The sequence below is a fragment of the Acidobacteriota bacterium genome (genome assembly GCA_003225175.1).
Taxonomy (GTDB): domain Bacteria; phylum Acidobacteriota; class Terriglobia; order Terriglobales; family Acidobacteriaceae; genus Gp1-AA112.
The window spans coordinates 19,492-33,239 of sequence record QIBA01000064.1 but is presented as its reverse complement, the minus strand read 5'-3'; the positions used below and the strand labels follow the sequence as shown (position 1 = coordinate 33,239).

At 56.0% G+C, this 13,748-nt stretch carries 15 protein-coding genes; 6 read left to right on the top strand and 9 right to left on the bottom strand.

Annotated elements, in window-relative coordinates; genetic code table 11:
- Positions 1–16: 16 nt before the first annotated feature.
- Positions 17–1,819 carry an amidase gene (locus tag DMG62_18830; protein ID PYY21393.1) on the bottom strand — a complete coding sequence of 601 codons (1,803 nt, stop codon included), beginning with the start codon at positions 1,817–1,819 and terminating at the stop codon, positions 17–19.
- A gap of 159 nt (positions 1,820–1,978) precedes the next feature.
- Here DMG62_18830 and DMG62_18825 point away from each other — a divergent pair, with 159 nt between their 5' ends.
- Together DMG62_18825 and DMG62_18820 are read left to right on the top strand one after the other, a co-directional pair.
- The gene (locus DMG62_18825; GenBank protein ID PYY21392.1) at positions 1,979–2,515 is read left to right on the top strand and encodes an RNA polymerase subunit sigma-24; all 537 of its coding nucleotides are present in this window, start codon (positions 1,979–1,981) and stop codon (positions 2,513–2,515) included.
- Positions 2,508–3,956: a hypothetical protein gene (locus DMG62_18820; GenBank protein PYY21391.1), complete on the top strand. Its 1,449-nt coding sequence runs from the start codon at positions 2,508–2,510 to the stop codon at positions 3,954–3,956. The genes DMG62_18825 and DMG62_18820 overlap by 8 nt, the downstream gene beginning before the upstream one ends.
- A 23-nt stretch (positions 3,957–3,979) precedes the next feature.
- Here DMG62_18820 and DMG62_18815 read toward each other — a convergent pair whose 3' ends face one another.
- The 6 genes from DMG62_18815 to DMG62_18790 form a co-directional block, all read right to left on the bottom strand.
- Positions 3,980–5,692, bottom strand: a complete 1,713-nt coding sequence (locus DMG62_18815; protein ID PYY21390.1) for an electron transfer flavoprotein — start codon at positions 5,690–5,692, stop codon at positions 3,980–3,982.
- Between the two features lie 14 nt (positions 5,693–5,706).
- The gene (locus DMG62_18810; GenBank protein PYY21389.1) at positions 5,707–6,696 is read right to left on the bottom strand and encodes an electron transfer flavoprotein subunit alpha/FixB family protein; all 990 of its coding nucleotides are present in this window, start codon (positions 6,694–6,696) and stop codon (positions 5,707–5,709) included.
- Between the two features lie 292 nt (positions 6,697–6,988).
- Positions 6,989–7,465 carry a hypothetical protein gene (locus DMG62_18805; GenBank protein PYY21388.1) on the bottom strand — a complete coding sequence of 159 codons (477 nt, stop codon included), beginning with the start codon at positions 7,463–7,465 and terminating at the stop codon, positions 6,989–6,991.
- 61 nt (positions 7,466–7,526) lie between these two features.
- Complete coding sequence (locus DMG62_18800; protein PYY21387.1) at positions 7,527–8,297, bottom strand: electron transfer flavoprotein subunit beta; 771 nt, start codon at positions 8,295–8,297, stop codon at positions 7,527–7,529.
- Between the two features lie 176 nt (positions 8,298–8,473).
- Entirely contained in the window at positions 8,474–8,749 is a 276-nt protein-coding gene (locus DMG62_18795; protein ID PYY21386.1) for a hypothetical protein, read from the bottom strand.
- A 472-nt stretch (positions 8,750–9,221) separates the two neighbouring features.
- Positions 9,222–9,422 (bottom strand): hypothetical protein, encoded by a 201-nt coding sequence (locus DMG62_18790; protein ID PYY21385.1) that lies wholly within the window; start codon positions 9,420–9,422, stop codon positions 9,222–9,224.
- 224 nt (positions 9,423–9,646) lie between these two features.
- Between DMG62_18790 and DMG62_18785 the strand changes: the two genes are divergently transcribed.
- Positions 9,647–10,054, top strand: coding sequence for a hypothetical protein (locus DMG62_18785; GenBank protein PYY21384.1), 408 nt, complete (start codon positions 9,647–9,649; stop codon positions 10,052–10,054).
- Positions 10,055–10,141: 87 nt separating this feature from the next.
- Here the strand turns inward: DMG62_18785 and DMG62_18780 are convergent, their stop codons facing one another.
- Together DMG62_18780 and DMG62_18775 are read right to left on the bottom strand one after the other, a co-directional pair.
- Complete coding sequence (locus tag DMG62_18780; GenBank protein PYY21383.1) at positions 10,142–11,365, bottom strand: hypothetical protein; 1,224 nt, start codon at positions 11,363–11,365, stop codon at positions 10,142–10,144.
- A 303-nt stretch (positions 11,366–11,668) separates the two neighbouring features.
- Entirely contained in the window at positions 11,669–12,025 is a 357-nt protein-coding gene (locus DMG62_18775; protein PYY21423.1) for a dehydrogenase, read from the bottom strand.
- A gap of 526 nt (positions 12,026–12,551) precedes the next feature.
- On the opposite strand from DMG62_18775, the gene DMG62_18770 reads away from it, so the two are divergent.
- The 3 genes from DMG62_18770 to DMG62_18760 are packed head-to-tail and all read left to right on the top strand — an operon-like array spanning position 12,552 to position 13,723.
- Positions 12,552–13,022, top strand: coding sequence for a hypothetical protein (locus tag DMG62_18770; GenBank protein ID PYY21382.1), 471 nt, complete (start codon positions 12,552–12,554; stop codon positions 13,020–13,022).
- Complete coding sequence (locus DMG62_18765) at positions 12,979–13,335, top strand: hypothetical protein (GenBank protein PYY21381.1); 357 nt, start codon at positions 12,979–12,981, stop codon at positions 13,333–13,335. The genes DMG62_18770 and DMG62_18765 overlap by 44 nt, the downstream gene beginning before the upstream one ends.
- A 25-nt stretch (positions 13,336–13,360) precedes the next feature.
- Positions 13,361–13,723 carry a hypothetical protein gene (locus tag DMG62_18760; GenBank protein PYY21380.1) on the top strand — a complete coding sequence of 121 codons (363 nt, stop codon included), beginning with the start codon at positions 13,361–13,363 and terminating at the stop codon, positions 13,721–13,723.
- Positions 13,724–13,748: the final 25 nt, after the last annotated feature.

Genomic DNA, 13,748 nt, shown 5'->3' with positions numbered 1-13,748 from the left:
GCACCGACAGCCTGGATCAGGCCCCGAAGCCCGGCGGTCTTTCATCGCTCACAGCGAGGCTACGTTCCAGTGCGAGTCCAGCACGGGCTATCGTGCCTTCATTAAATAACTTCCCAATCAGGGTCACACCATGAGGCACACGGCGCGGCGGTGAAAATTTTGGCAGCGGATGCGCCGGATCGGGAGCCCAATCGCTGCGAGCTTGCGAAACTTCAAAGAATCCGGCGCGAAGCGTGAGCGACGGATGGCCGGTGAAGTTGGTGATGGTGAGCATCTCGTCTCGCAAGGATGGAACCAGGAGCAGATCAACCTTGGAGAACAGGCGCGCCATCTCGACCGCGACTTTTCGGCGGAAACGGTCGCATTGCACAAAGTCCACAGCGGAGAGGAATCGCGATTGGCGAAATGTATTTGGCCAGGCGTCCGGTACTTGCACTTTGAGTTCGTCAAGCTTGCGGCTGAGGCTCAGGTCTTCGAAGGCCGCAGCAGCTTCGGCGAAAAGGATTATGTCTAGAGAATCGTATGGCCAATCTGGCAGCGACACTTCGACGGGAACCATTCCAACTTTGCTCACCGCAGAGAGAGCAGATCGGTCAACATCCGTAGCTGGACTTTCCTTCATCCAGGCGGGAAAGTAGCCCACTCGCAGGCCGCTCGCCGAAGCATTCGCATCGAAATCGAGTTTGCTGGGCACGCTGGAGAGGTCGCCGGGATCAGGTCCCGAAATGGCATGTAGAACCAGCATCGCATCTTCCACTCGGCGGGTCATAGGCCCAAGCTTGTCGAGCGACCAGCACAGCGTCATTGCTCCGGTGCGGGGCACGCGGCCATACGTCGGGCGCAATCCGGTAATTCCGCAGCGTGTGCTCGGGGAGACGATACTTCCTCCTGTTTCGCTTCCAATCGCGAAGCCGACGAGTCCGGCAGCGACCGCAGCGCCGGGACCGGCACTCGAGCCTGACGATCCTTCTTCCAGGAGCCACGGATTCATGGTTTGTCCACCGAACCAGATGTCGTTGAGCGCCAGCGCCCCAAGACTGAGCTTAGCAACCAGCACTGCACCCGCTTCATGCAATCTCTTTACAACCACTGCATCTTCATTAGGTACACGGTTGCGGAATGGTTCCGCGCCGTAAGTTGTAGGAATTCCTGCGGTGTCGAGCAGGTCTTTGCCGCCCCAGGGAATTCCGTGCAACGGACCTCGATACTGACCTGCGGCAATCTCCTGGTCAGCCTGTCTGGCTTGCTTAAGTGCCAATTCGGGAGTCAGTGTGATCACGCATCTCACTTTTGCATCGAACTTCCTTAACCGCGAAAGATAGATTTGTGTCAGCCGCTCGGAACTCAATTGCCGACGCTCGATCCACCGCGCGAGATGAGTGAGAGGAGCAAAGGCGATGTCTTCGTCTCGTGATGGTAATGAACCCGGGTCCGCGTTGCTCCTGACAAATTGGTCGCGGGCAGGCGCGGGTGCTTCGCCCGGCAATACCGGATTCCAGCGGGAGTATGGTGCCAGAGTTGACTCCAGTTCGATCTTGCGTGGACCGGTGCGACGCTCATAGAGTGGTGCCATGGCGCTGCGCCAGTTGCCAGCCGCTTGTGCCCGTTCCGCCGCTGTGAACTGCACCTGCATCAACTTCTCTGCTTCGGCGAAGGTTGTGGGTGACACCTCTGGTCCGACGGGCGGCGCCGTGCCAAAGGCTGGCGGCATTCCAGGAGGCGGCGCCGTGGTTTGCTGAGCATGACTCGAAGATGAAAGCGATGTTCCGAAATAGGCGAGAGCCAGATTGACAAGGAACTGCCTGCGAGATTTAGACATTGCCGCAAAATTATAGGCGAAGCACTACCGGCATCTTCGTGGACTGGTAACTTCGTATCCGTAGACTCTTACCCTGTCCCCTGTACCCTAATTTTTACCCCGTAACCTTTTTGCTTCCCCGTCCGTTTATCTTTGTGAGCGCGACATGCGGAGTGCCGGTTGAAGGCCCTGACGAACGACGCAGACGAGCGGCTTCTGATCGAGGCGGCCAAGCGCGATCCTGCGCGCTTTGGGGAGCTCTATCAGCGCTACGTGTATCAGGTGTATGCGTATGTTTCGCGGCGCGTCGGCACGCGGGAAGAGGCGGAAGACATTACTTCGGATGTTTTTCACCACGCGCTGGAGAACTTAAGAAAGTTCGAGTGGCGTGGAGCTCCGTTTGCTGCATGGCTGATTCGCATCGCGGCACATCGCATGATCGATCGCTGGCGGAAAACATCGCGTGAGACTGGGAACCCCATTAGCGACGATCCGAAAGACATTCGCATGGAAGAGATTGAGCAGCGCGCCGCTCTTTTCCAACTGGTGAAGCGTCTTCCCGAGGACCAGCGCCGGGTTGTGGTGTTGCGCTTTGTTGAGGAGAAGAGCATTCGGGAAATTGCGCAGGAACTCCGGCGGAGTGAAGGAGCCGTGAAGCAACTTCAGTTCCGCGCTCTGGAAAAGCTTCGTGCCAGCGTGGAGGGCGCCAATGGCTAAGCTCTCGCGCTACGAGCTGCTCGATCAGGCAATCGGCAAATTGTTGTCTCGCGCGGATGCTTTGCCGGGACGAGCGGATGCTCAAATCGCGCAGCTAGTACGTCTCGCGGGTGAGTTGCGCGATATGCCACGCGAGGAATTTGTTGAACGACTCAGATCCAATTTGGAAAGGAGCACTTCTATGGCAGCTAAAGCAGAACCACTAGCCGCAATTCGCACACATGCCGCACCGGCATTGAGGTTTAAGAAGGCCGGTCTCGCAATCGAGTTCTACAAGAGAGCCTTCGGTGCGAAGGAGATCATGCGTTTTGAGAACGAAGGCGGCATCGGGCACGCGGAGCTCGCGATCGGTGATTCGACCATCATGCTGGGCGAAGAATGGCCGGAAGGCGGCCGTTTCAGCGCGGAGACGCTTGGCAATACGCCGATCAGCATCGAGTTGAGCGTTCCCGATGTGGACGCTTTTGTGGAGCACGCGGTCGCTGAAGGCGCAATTGTTGTTCGTCCCGTGCAAGATCAGTTCTACGGATACCGGCAAGGCACTCTGCGCGACCCGTTCGGATATCTGTGGGGCGTCTCGACGATAAAAGAGCACATGTCGGTCGAGGAGATGCATCGCCGTTTCCGGGCCATGCAAAGCGAGCAACCGAAGAAGCCGAAGGTCGACCCTGTCCCAAAAGGGTATCGAACGGTTACGCCCTATCCGGTCGCGCAGAATGCGGACGCGCTGATCGAATTCGTTAAGCGCGCCTTTGGAGCTGAAGAGCGATTCCGCGCCATCGGCCCTGCCGGTGGAATCCATGCAGAGATCCGCATTGGCGATTCCATGCTGATGATGGGTGGCGGTGGTCCCGGACTATCCTGGCGCGGCGAGTCGAGCCCGATGGCCTTCCACATGTATGTTCCCGACTGCGATGCGACCTACAAACGAGCGCTCGAAGCCGGGGGCACGTCGATCGCGGAGCCGGTAGATCAGCCGTATGGTGAACGTTCCGGAGGTGTGAAAGATCCGGCAGGGAATTTCTGGTACATCGCCACGTATAAAGGTGAGAACTACAAGTGGGAAGGAGCGCCCGACGTTCAACCTTATCTACACCCGGTACGCGCGCTGCCCGTGATTGATTTCTTGAAGCGCGCCTTCAGCGCTGAGGAACTCGGCCGCTATGGCACGCCAGATGGGGTGATTCATCACGTGAAGATGAAGGTTGGCAGCTCGCATCTGGAGATGGGGGAAGCGCACGGAATCTATCAACCGATGCCGGGCATGTTCTATCTGTACGTTCCAGATTGCGACGCACTATATCACCGCGCCCTCGCTGCAGGAGCAACATCAATCGCCGAGCCGACCGACCATCCTTATGGCGATCGTAGCGGAGGAGTGAAGGACGCTTTTGGGAATCAGTGGTACGTCGCCACACACATCAAAGATGTAGAGACTTAGGATCCATTGGCGGTAAGGCCGGATTACATGCCATCGTAGTTCGGCCCACCACCGCCTTCCGGCGGGACCCAGGTAATGATCTGGTAGGGATCCATGATGTCGCAGGTCTTGCAATGGACGCAGTTAGCAAAGTTCACGTGAATTTCTTTGCCATTGGGAATGTCTGACGCTTCCACCATCTCGTAAACCTTGGCGGGACAGAAGTGCTGGCAAGGATTGCCATACTCGACCGTGCAGCGCGTGTTGCAAATGTCGGTATCGTGAATGACGAGATGGATGGGCTGATCGTCGTCGTGCTTTGTGCCGGAATGGTAGACGTCGGTCAGTTTGTCGAAGGTCAGCTTACCATCGCCTTTTGCGGCGCCAAGCATGTGCTCGCGGCCGTAGCCGCCAGTCGGCAGGCGATCGATTTTCTCCAGACGCCTGTGACCAGCATGAGCGGTATAGCGTTCGTGCAAACCTCTGCCGAGCGTGACCTGCTGCAGCGCAGCATGGATCATTCCTTCAAACATTCCATGCTCGAAGCCCTGGTGGAAGTTGCGGACCTTCCATAACTCTTCGCGAATCCAGCTCTTGTCGACACGGCTTTGGTAGCTGGAAAGTTGATTCGCGCTGAAGTCGCCGTCTACGAGCGCTTCGTACGCGGACTCTGCGGCGAGCATGCCGCTCTTGATCGCAAGATGAATTCCTTTTAAGCGTTGAGAATTAACAAACCCAGCAGAGTCGCCGGTCAGCATCCAACCATCGCCTGCGAGCGGCGGGATCGCAAACCATCCTCCATACGGCATGGTCTTCGCACCGTAACGAATCATCTTTCCGCCTTCCAGGAGTTGGCGCACGAAGGGGTGCATCTTGAAGGTCTGCATCACGTGATGCGAATCGAGGCGTGGATCCTTGTAGTCGAGTCCCATAACGAAACCGATGGAGACGATGTTGTCTTTGCTGCCGTAAATCCACGAGCCGCCATACTCCTGATTCGTCAGCGGCCATCCTGCGGTGTAGATCACTTCTCCGGGAGCAATGCGGCCCGCGGGCACTTCCCATAATTCCTTCACGCCGACGCCATAGGTCTGGGGATTGCGCTCTTTGTCGAGAGCGAAGCGTCCAATCAGCTGCTTGGTCAGCGATCCGCGTGTGCCCTCGGAGAGAATCGTGATCTTCGCCTTCAAGTCATAACCCGGCTCGAAGTTCGACTTCTGCTGGTTCTGCTTATCGAGTCCTTTATCGTCAGTGCGAACGCCGATGACGCGATCATGCTCAACCAGCAGTTCCGATGCGGCGAATCCAGTGAAGATGGTGATGCCTGCCTGCTCGACCTTTTCTCCAAGCCACTTTACGAATTTGTTAATCGAGATCACGTAATTACCGTGATCGCGCATGGGAGGTGGCGTAATCGGAGATTTAAACTTGGATTTTTCCGTGAGGAAGTAGACCGCTTCTTTGCTGACCTCTGCGTCAATCGGCGCTTCCTTTTCAAAGCCAGGCAACAATTCCCGCATGGAGCGCGGATCAAGCAACGCGCCGGAGAGACAATGCTGTCCTACTTCGCGCGATTTTTCGAGCACATAAATGTTTTCCTTGCTCAGCGGCCAATCCGGGTTCTTCTTATTGTGCTCATCGACGAGCTGTGATAACCGCAGGGCACAAGCCATGCCAGCCGGGCCGCCCCCGACAATCACAACGTCGGCTTCCATTTTGGGACGATCAATAATGGGAAGAGAGGTTCGGAAAATCATTTTGGGAAGCGGTTTTACGCCTTTGCTTTCTTCACTTCCTCGGTGAGTGCGGGCACGATGTCGAAGAGATTGCCGACCACTCCGAAGTCTGCAATTTCGAAGATTGGGGCCTCAGCATCTTTATTTATCGCAATGATACTGCGGGCGCCTTTCATGCCAACGATATGTTGTATTGCGCCGCTGATTCCCAACGCGAGGTAAAGTTTCGGAGCGACGGTCTGCCCTGAGGAACCGATCTGACGGTCCATCGGCAGCCATCCGGAATCACAGATTGGACGCGAAGCTGCGATTTCTCCTCCGAGCGCATCGGCAAGAACCTTCGCGAGTTCAATGTTCTTTTGTTCTTTAATGCCTCGGCCAACCGACACGATGATTTCGGCCTGAGTCAGATCAACCGCCTGCTTTGCTTCTTTGAAGATGTCGAGTGGCTTCACTCGAATTGCTGCGCCATCAACTTGGGTTGCGACTTTCTCGACTGGAGCCGGGTTTGCGCCGATCTCGACCTTGTCACCGCGGTATGAGCCGGCCTGGAAGGTAGCGAAATGTGGCGGATCGCAACTGAACGAGACATCGGCCGCGAATTTGCCCTGAAACATCTGGCGCGTGAAGACAAGCTTTGTCCCGTCTTTGCGATAACCGATTGCGTCGCTGATGAGCGTGCGGCCCAGAGCTGCGGCGAGCTTAGGCGCGAAGTCGCGCACCTGGTATGTGTGCGGCATGAGTACTAACTTCGGCTGCTTCGAAGTGATGAACTGCTTGAGTGCTGCGACATAAGCGTCGGCCGTATAGCGTTCTAGTTGTGGAGACTCGATCGCATACACCTTCGCTACTTTTATTTTTGCGATTTCCTGAGCAATGGGATCAATGCTGCCGCCGACAACTGCCGCTTCCAGCTTCGAGCCGGTTTCAGCTGCGATTGCTTGCGCCGCGGTCAAGGTCTCCAGCGAGACGCGATTCAGTTTGCCTTCACGCTGTTCGACTACGACGAGAAGTGTGTCTGCCATGAACTCCTTTTGCGAAACAGCGGAAGAGCGAACATGAAGGTCACGAAGGATAACCCGCGGTCACGGAGAAGCTTCTTCGTGACCTCATCGTTCTCCTCTGTGGCCTTCGTGTTCGCTCCTGGTTTTACTCTTACTCAAATGCTGCAAACCGAGAGCCAGCAATGCATATGCCCCGAGACTGTCCGGCAGGAGCAGCCATTTGTAGTTTGCTGGCCAGCGGTGCGGCCAGAGGACGAGCAGGAGGGCAGCATGCACAAGGAAGACCGCACCCGCAATGACAAGAATTCGCGCCTTATGCGGTTGGATGGCTTCCCTGGAATCTGCGAATCCTCTCATTCCGTTCTTCTGCTCCGATTCTGAGTCGCAAGCGCAGCACGCGCCTGCGTTCGACGTAGCCCCACAGAACTAGTCCCAAGCCGATCGTTCCCGAAACAGCGCACATCACGCTGAAGAACACGCTTCCGCTGCGCACATCCCAACCAACCCACACCAGAAGCACCCAGGCGTAAATCAACAGAAAGCCGCCTAGCACCATTAGAGTCCGGCTCAGATTCCGCGCGTCGTCGACGCGAGACTCTAGATCCGGTCCAACATAGCCAAGACGGTCATGCGCATGGCGCAGCTGATCGTCGTCGAGAATGCCCTCTTCCAGGCGACTCAACGACTCGCGGGGATAACGTTCAGGATGGACGTCCATCCCAAAGCTATGCCCCATGTGATGGTGCTGCTCTGCCCGATTTGGTTCACTTCCCTTTTCCGGAATCGCCATACATCCTCCTGAAGTATCACCTCGATCCTATTCAGTTCGATGCAGATGGCGCGGGCCGCGATTAAAGTACGCGCACCTCATTCTTGAGTTTATCGACTAATTTCCTGGCCACTTCCGCGGCCGATCCCTCCAGCATCTCGGTTTTCTTCTGCTTCTGCGGAATGTACAGCTTTTCGATTTTTTGCAGATTCGGGCCGAGCGCTTGCTGAATTTCTCCGTGACTCACTTTACGGAGCGGCTTGTTTTTGGCCTGCTTGATGCCGATCAGCGTCGCATACCGCAGTTTATTGATGCCCGATTGAATCGTGAGCACCGCAGGTAATGGCATCTCGAGATGTTGAAAGAATCCAGCTTCGAGCTCGCGTTTGAGACGAATGCCGCCGTCGCTTTTCTCAATGCTCATAATAATCGTTGCATGCGGCCAGCCCAGAATCTCGGCAAGCAGGACTCCCGTCTGTGCGTAACCATAGTCATCCGACTGCAAACCAGTAAAGATCAGGTCGAACTTTTCGTCTTTGATCGAAGCTGCAATAGCCTTCGCGGTATTAAACGAGTCCAGCCCGACAAACTCATTGCCCTCGAGATGAATCGCGCGATCAGCGCCTTTGGCGAGAGCTTCGCGTAGAACCTGCTGCGCGCGCGCCGGGCCGGTGGTGATCACAACCACTTCACCGCCGTGCTTCTCTTTCTGACGCAACGCCTCCTCTAAGGCGTAAGCATCAGGCTCATTGACCTCATAAGAGACGTCTTCCCGGATCCAGGTGCCGCTCTCATTCAGCTTGAGAGGCGCGTCCTTCTGCGGTACCTGCTTCATGCAGACCAGAATCTTCATAACCTTTTGAGCAAACTGGTGAGTATAAATGAGAAGACGCTGGCCTGTTTGTGATTCCGACCGAAGGGAGGAATCCCTACGGACTCCAAAACTGCGTACCGAACGCTACTCGAAATTGGAAACAGTAATGTAGACATTCCTCGGCGGAGGTTCGGAATGGCAAACGCTTACATTTCCTATTCCAAGAACGCCACAGATTGAACGCCGGCGACTTCGAAGCGCTTGCGGCAGCGCATGTTCTTGCATGCGACCATGTCGTCTTTGCGGACCATGTACGACCGCGCTTTCGCAAACTTGGCGCGATCGCGCTCATCCGCACGCGGTGGAAGCTGGCGCTTTTTAGTGCGTACTAGCCACGAGAGCTCGTAATCCCCAGGCTGGCGGCAATGGGGGCAGGTGAGATTGTGGGAGCGCTTCTGGTCCTTCTCATCGAACATCTCGCGTTCTTCCACAAGCCCTCCGGTGCGTCCGGCAACAGGCGATTATTGCATAATGCCAGAGTTCCGTAGGCAGGCGGCGCAGCGATGGCAACGCGGAAAAAGAAGAAGAAATTCAGCGCGACGAAAGCGGTGAAGTCCATGGCAAGAGAAATGATCGGCTCGCCGCCGCCCGTGCAGAGAATCCCGACGCTTAAGGAGTCGCGCAAAGAATCCAAGCACAAGCAGACTCTGAGCAAGCTGCTCTCGGAAGAATGATTGCTGAGGGCGCTTAGGAATTTTCAGCGTAGGCCACGAGCGCGAACAGGTTCGTTCAGGTTCTCGCGAGGACTCAAAATTTAACCGAACACCAGGGAATTTTCCGATTCCATGTTTACCTGCAGGCGGATGCGCGAGCCGTTGCGGCGCAGCTCTCCCGCCCGTAGATCCACTTCGAAAGTCCCAAAGCGGAACGTGGGCAACTCGTTCGCGCTGGTTACCGCCATTGTCACCCCACAAAGAAGCAGACTCTAACACCGTCCCATTGGATTCGGCCAAGTGACCGAAGCTTCCAAGTTTTTGACGTTGAGCAAGTTATCTCGTTACCCAAATTTAGGTTGACGGTGATTGCCCCGCCATTGAGGTACCCACCGCCGGGATCGATCTTGAGCACGCCGACGAGGTGCTTGTTGTGGCAAATCGATTCCATCTTTTATTTCTCGTTCCACTGACGGCGCTCTCTGTCGGGCTCATTCCGGCAGAGAGCAGTCCCTAAACATCTACGTTTACAACCAGGCGCGAGTTCCAGGTGCAGTTCTGGTTCAGGCAGAACAGAAAGCGTCGCGGCTCTTTCATCTTTCAGGCTTGCACGCAAACTGGGTGAACTGCTCAATCGCCGGCAGCCCTGGGACGAATTGCACCGGTCTGCCCGAAATGGGGGATGCGATCGTTCAAATTGTGCCCGGAACACAGAGGCTTAAGGACGATGTCTTTGGCGCTGCGTTTCTCGGAAGAGACGGCATCGGACAGTACACAGACGTTTACTACGACAGACTTGAGGAGCTCCGCCATGACTGGGGGGTACCGCCTGATCTTGTGTTAGCCCATGTAATGGCCCACGAGATCGGCCACGTGCTGCTGGGCCTGAATTCCCATTCCAGTATGGGAATCATGCGCGGCTATTGGCAGGCGGAGGAAGTAAGCGCCCTGGAACGTGGCCGGCTTCTCTTCTCCTCCCAGCAATCAAGAGCAATGAGGGAACGGCTGCAGGCGATCTCCGCAAGAACGATGGCCTCGGCTGCCGAAAGCTCCGGCATAGCAGGCCGTCCCGACACACGGTAGGTTCTCTTTAACTGTCATTCTGAGCCCGATGTTGGCCGCAGAATCCTCCGCCATGCGCAGGGCTTGATTGCTGCCGGTAAGGCTCTTTCACCAGGAACCCGCTTGACGCTCCTGCGCGACTCCGTGTCTCCGTGGTGAAAACATTTTTCTGGACATACCCTCTCGTACCTGTTGAACCCACCCAAGCAGCTCGTCCACGCCCATGAAGTTCAAAATGCGATCCCGCGGGATTCCCGCCTGTAGCGCAGCTGCGGCCGAGTATTCCATAAATGCCAGCTGGCCTGGTCCATGAGAGTCGGTGCCCAGCGAAATGCGGCAGCCTGCTTTCCGCGCGATGTGCAGCAGGTCAACGTTGAGGTCCTGTCGGTCAGGATAGCCGTCGATCTCGACCGCTTTGTCCAGCCGCGCAGCTTCGTCAAAGACATCCTCCCACTCGGCCGTGAGTCCAAGGCGAAAGTTGTAAACCCGGCCACGCGGATGACCAAGGATCTGGATCGCCGGATTGCGCAGCGCAGCGATGTACCGCGCCGTCCGATCTTCCTTCGTGCGCAGCGAGGAGTGAAAACATCCCAGGACTATATCCAAATGGGGAAAGCACGATTGTTCCATATCGCCTTCGCCCCGCGGATTCAGGTTCAATTCAATCGACCGCAGCACGACGAACTTGCGCCCGCTCCTCCGGAACCCTTCGTTGACCTCGGCGATTTCCTCCTCCTGACGCCGAAGTTGCACCTCATCGATGCCCCCGGCGATCTTCAGTCCCTTGGAATGATCGGTGATCGCGATGTATTCGTATCCGCGCTCCAGAGCCGCAGCCGCCATCTCGGCGATGGTCCCCTCGCCGTCGCTCCAAGTGGTATGCATCTGCAGGTCGCCTTTGATTAGGCCATCGGTAGTATCTCCACGGGGGTTTCCGAGCGATTTCCCAACACGGCTCGGGGTTTTGCGCCTTGGTGAATTGCCGGTCGAAGCCGAAAGATTTTGCGGAAGCCAACCCGGATTAGAGATCAAGATAGCCCGAGCTTCCGTCAATGTGAGAAATCCGCGACGAATATCCGGCGCCTCTGGAACCTCCGGCGACTCCTCGATCCATCCCGAAATGAGACGTGCAATATAAGGACCCACAGCGGTTAATTCGGTGAGAGATCGTCCCTGCTGATGAATATCAGCAGCCTCCTCGCCCCAGAACAATGCCCGCCGCGAAGCCCGCCGCAACGCCTTCTGCGCCGGCATCTTCGCCGTCAGAGCCTCTTGCGCCAGCAGCTCTGCGATGTCGGCATTCGTAATCGTCTTTGCTCCAGGTCTCGACATTCGGAAGCGTCCCGAATCGTGAGATGCCAAATGGCACTACGGAGGAAAGAGCTCAGCAGAACCGCATTGCGCAACCGCGAAGAGTAAGCTCAGCAGAATCGCATGGCGCAACCGCGAAGAGTAGAAGAGTAAAGGAGAACCGGCCGCCCCCGGCCGTGTGTTTCCTTCGGTCTTCCATGCTGCCGGGGCTTCAGGACAACGTTTCCGATACTGGCATGACTACGATTTTCGAGAATAGAAATGCTGCATAGCAGTTCCAAACAAACCCACGGCCGGGGCGGCCGGTTCTCCTTGACTGCTCCGCTACAACTGCCTTCGTTCCCCAGTGGTGCTCGTCAGCTCTCTGATCGGCCTTATTTCGATGCTGCCGACATGCGCTGGCGGAATTTCTGAGGCGATCTGAATCGCTTCGTCGATGTCTTTGGCGTCGATTAAGTAGAAACCCGCCAGACACTCCTTCGTTTCCGTGAAGGGACCATCGATAACCGAGACCCTTCCCTGGCGAACACGCACTGTCTTGGCAGTGCGGACGGGCTGAAGCGCCTCCGAGGCGAGACATCGACCGGCGTTTCGCAGCGCTTGATCGTAAGCCATACACTCGTCATCCGTCATGGCCCCGACATGTTTCTCCTCACCGTAGACAAGGCAAACGAATTTCAAGCTCCATTCCTCCGGGTGTGTAGCTGCAACGTCTAAGCGTCGAAGCTCGGACTCAATCATTGAATACCACAAAAGTCTTAAAACGGCGCGCCCGGGCGCCCCGCCCAGCCTTACGAAACTGCCTGAGCCTCCCATAGCCTCGGCAAGAACGCCCAGCACTCGGTTACCTACAACTTTTTTCCAGCAAGCTTGTCAGTCAAGCTTCTGAAACCGCGAGCGTTATGCGTTTAGGAGCAATCAAGCTTCAGTTAAGTCTGAATCTATTGGACCGGATCACAATCCAAGTTAGGTTCGATATGTTCGATATAACGTGGGTCGAGAAAAAAGCTGCTTTCGTCATTCAACGCCACGTCGATTTTGCCCTGTGCCGAACGTTGTACTGATAACGGACTGCAGTTTGGGAGAGGAAGATCTGAAAATGGGATGGGTGGGAGAAGTGCATAACTTAGATAGGACCAGAGGTTGGACCGAAGCTGTCGCCGCCTATACAACCGAGACCGATTTTTGTCGGCTATTTAAAGATGATATGCGCGGATTGTACGCGCTATCGCTGCTTCTGACCGCGGAGGCCGGGCTGGCAGAGCGATGCTTCGTCGCAGGGCTGGACGATTGCATCAAGGGAAATCCAGTATTCAAGGATTGGGCGTACGCCTGGAGCCGCCGGGCGATCATCACGAACGCGATCCGCACCGTCTTTTCTCCAGGTGGAGCGGAACTGCAAGCTTCCACTCCGCCCACAAACGGTGACTGGAATTTCATTGCGGACAGTCCGCTTGCGGCAGTCATTCGACTCGATGCGCTGGAGCGCTTTGTATTCGTCATGTCACTGCTGGAGGGCTATTCAGACCATGAATGTGCCGTTCTGCTGAACCGGTCGCGGTCGGGAATCATGGCAGCGCGAACTCAGGCGCTGAAGCATCTCGGGGATCTTGATGGCTCAATTCAAATGCTTTATGGGAGGAAACCAGTCCGTGCAATATCTGCTGCTGATTTATGAAAACGAAAAGCGCTTCAGTCATGGCTATGACAAGGCTGAAATCAACGAGTATCAGGCATTCGGCAAGGAGTTCGGCAAGAACATAAAAGGTGGCAATGCTCTGCAGCCGACGAACACGGCCAAGACGGTTCGCGTGCGAAACGGCAAAACTGCGAACACTGATGGACCATTCGCCGAAACTAAAGAGCAGTTAGGCGGCTTCTATCTGATTGAGGCAAAGGACATCAACCAGGCTACGCAGATAGCAGCCAAGATTCCGGGGGCGCGTTTCGGCTCGATTGAAGTCAGGCCGATCATGACATTTTCAGAATAGTGCTCGTTCCTCGCCCAGCTTCGCAGTGCTGAGCATCCGTGAAGACCGGGATGATGATCCCATTAAGGACTGGTCCTTTATGAAGCCGACACTGTTTCTGCGAATCGCTTCTCTTCTGACCCTGATTCACTGCATCCTGCATACCATAGGCGGAGTTCTTGCCGGGCCCAAGCACGGAGCTGAGGAAGCTTCCGTAATTGAAACCATGAAACCTCGCCGCTTTGACGTAATGGGCTCCATGCGAAGCTACTGGGATTTCTTTTTCGGCTATGGCCTCTTTATCACCCTCGCGCTGTTGGTTCAGGCTGTCCTGTTTTGGCAGCTGGCACGAGTGATGAAGACGAACTCTGCTTTAGCCAAGCCGGGTTGTGGTTCTGTTTCTGTGTAACTACATCGTCATGGCAGTGATCTCA

What these genes read in the sequence shown, in the direction of transcription:
- DMG62_18830 (PYY21393.1), bottom strand. Translation starts at nt 1,819, where the DNA reads ATGTCTAAATCTCGCAGGCAGTTCCTTGTCAATCTGGCTCTCGCCTAT.
- DMG62_18820 (PYY21391.1), top strand. Translation starts at nt 2,508, where the DNA reads ATGGCTAAGCTCTCGCGCTACGAGCTGCTCGATCAGGCAATCGGCAAA.
- DMG62_18815 (PYY21390.1), bottom strand. Translation starts at nt 5,692, where the DNA reads ATGATTTTCCGAACCTCTCTTCCCATTATTGATCGTCCCAAAATGGAA.
- DMG62_18810 (PYY21389.1), bottom strand. Translation starts at nt 6,696, where the DNA reads ATGGCAGACACACTTCTCGTCGTAGTCGAACAGCGTGAAGGCAAACTG.
- DMG62_18805 (PYY21388.1), bottom strand. Translation starts at nt 7,465, where the DNA reads ATGGCGATTCCGGAAAAGGGAAGTGAACCAAATCGGGCAGAGCAGCAC.
- DMG62_18800 (PYY21387.1), bottom strand. Translation starts at nt 8,297, where the DNA reads ATGAAGATTCTGGTCTGCATGAAGCAGGTACCGCAGAAGGACGCGCCT.
- DMG62_18790 (PYY21385.1), bottom strand. Translation starts at nt 9,422, where the DNA reads ATGGAATCGATTTGCCACAACAAGCACCTCGTCGGCGTGCTCAAGATC.
- DMG62_18785 (PYY21384.1), top strand. Translation starts at nt 9,647, where the DNA reads ATGGGGGATGCGATCGTTCAAATTGTGCCCGGAACACAGAGGCTTAAG.
- DMG62_18780 (PYY21383.1), bottom strand. Translation starts at nt 11,365, where the DNA reads ATGTCGAGACCTGGAGCAAAGACGATTACGAATGCCGACATCGCAGAG.
- DMG62_18770 (PYY21382.1), top strand. Translation starts at nt 12,552, where the DNA reads ATGCGCGGATTGTACGCGCTATCGCTGCTTCTGACCGCGGAGGCCGGG.
- DMG62_18765 (PYY21381.1), top strand. Translation starts at nt 12,979, where the DNA reads ATGGGAGGAAACCAGTCCGTGCAATATCTGCTGCTGATTTATGAAAAC.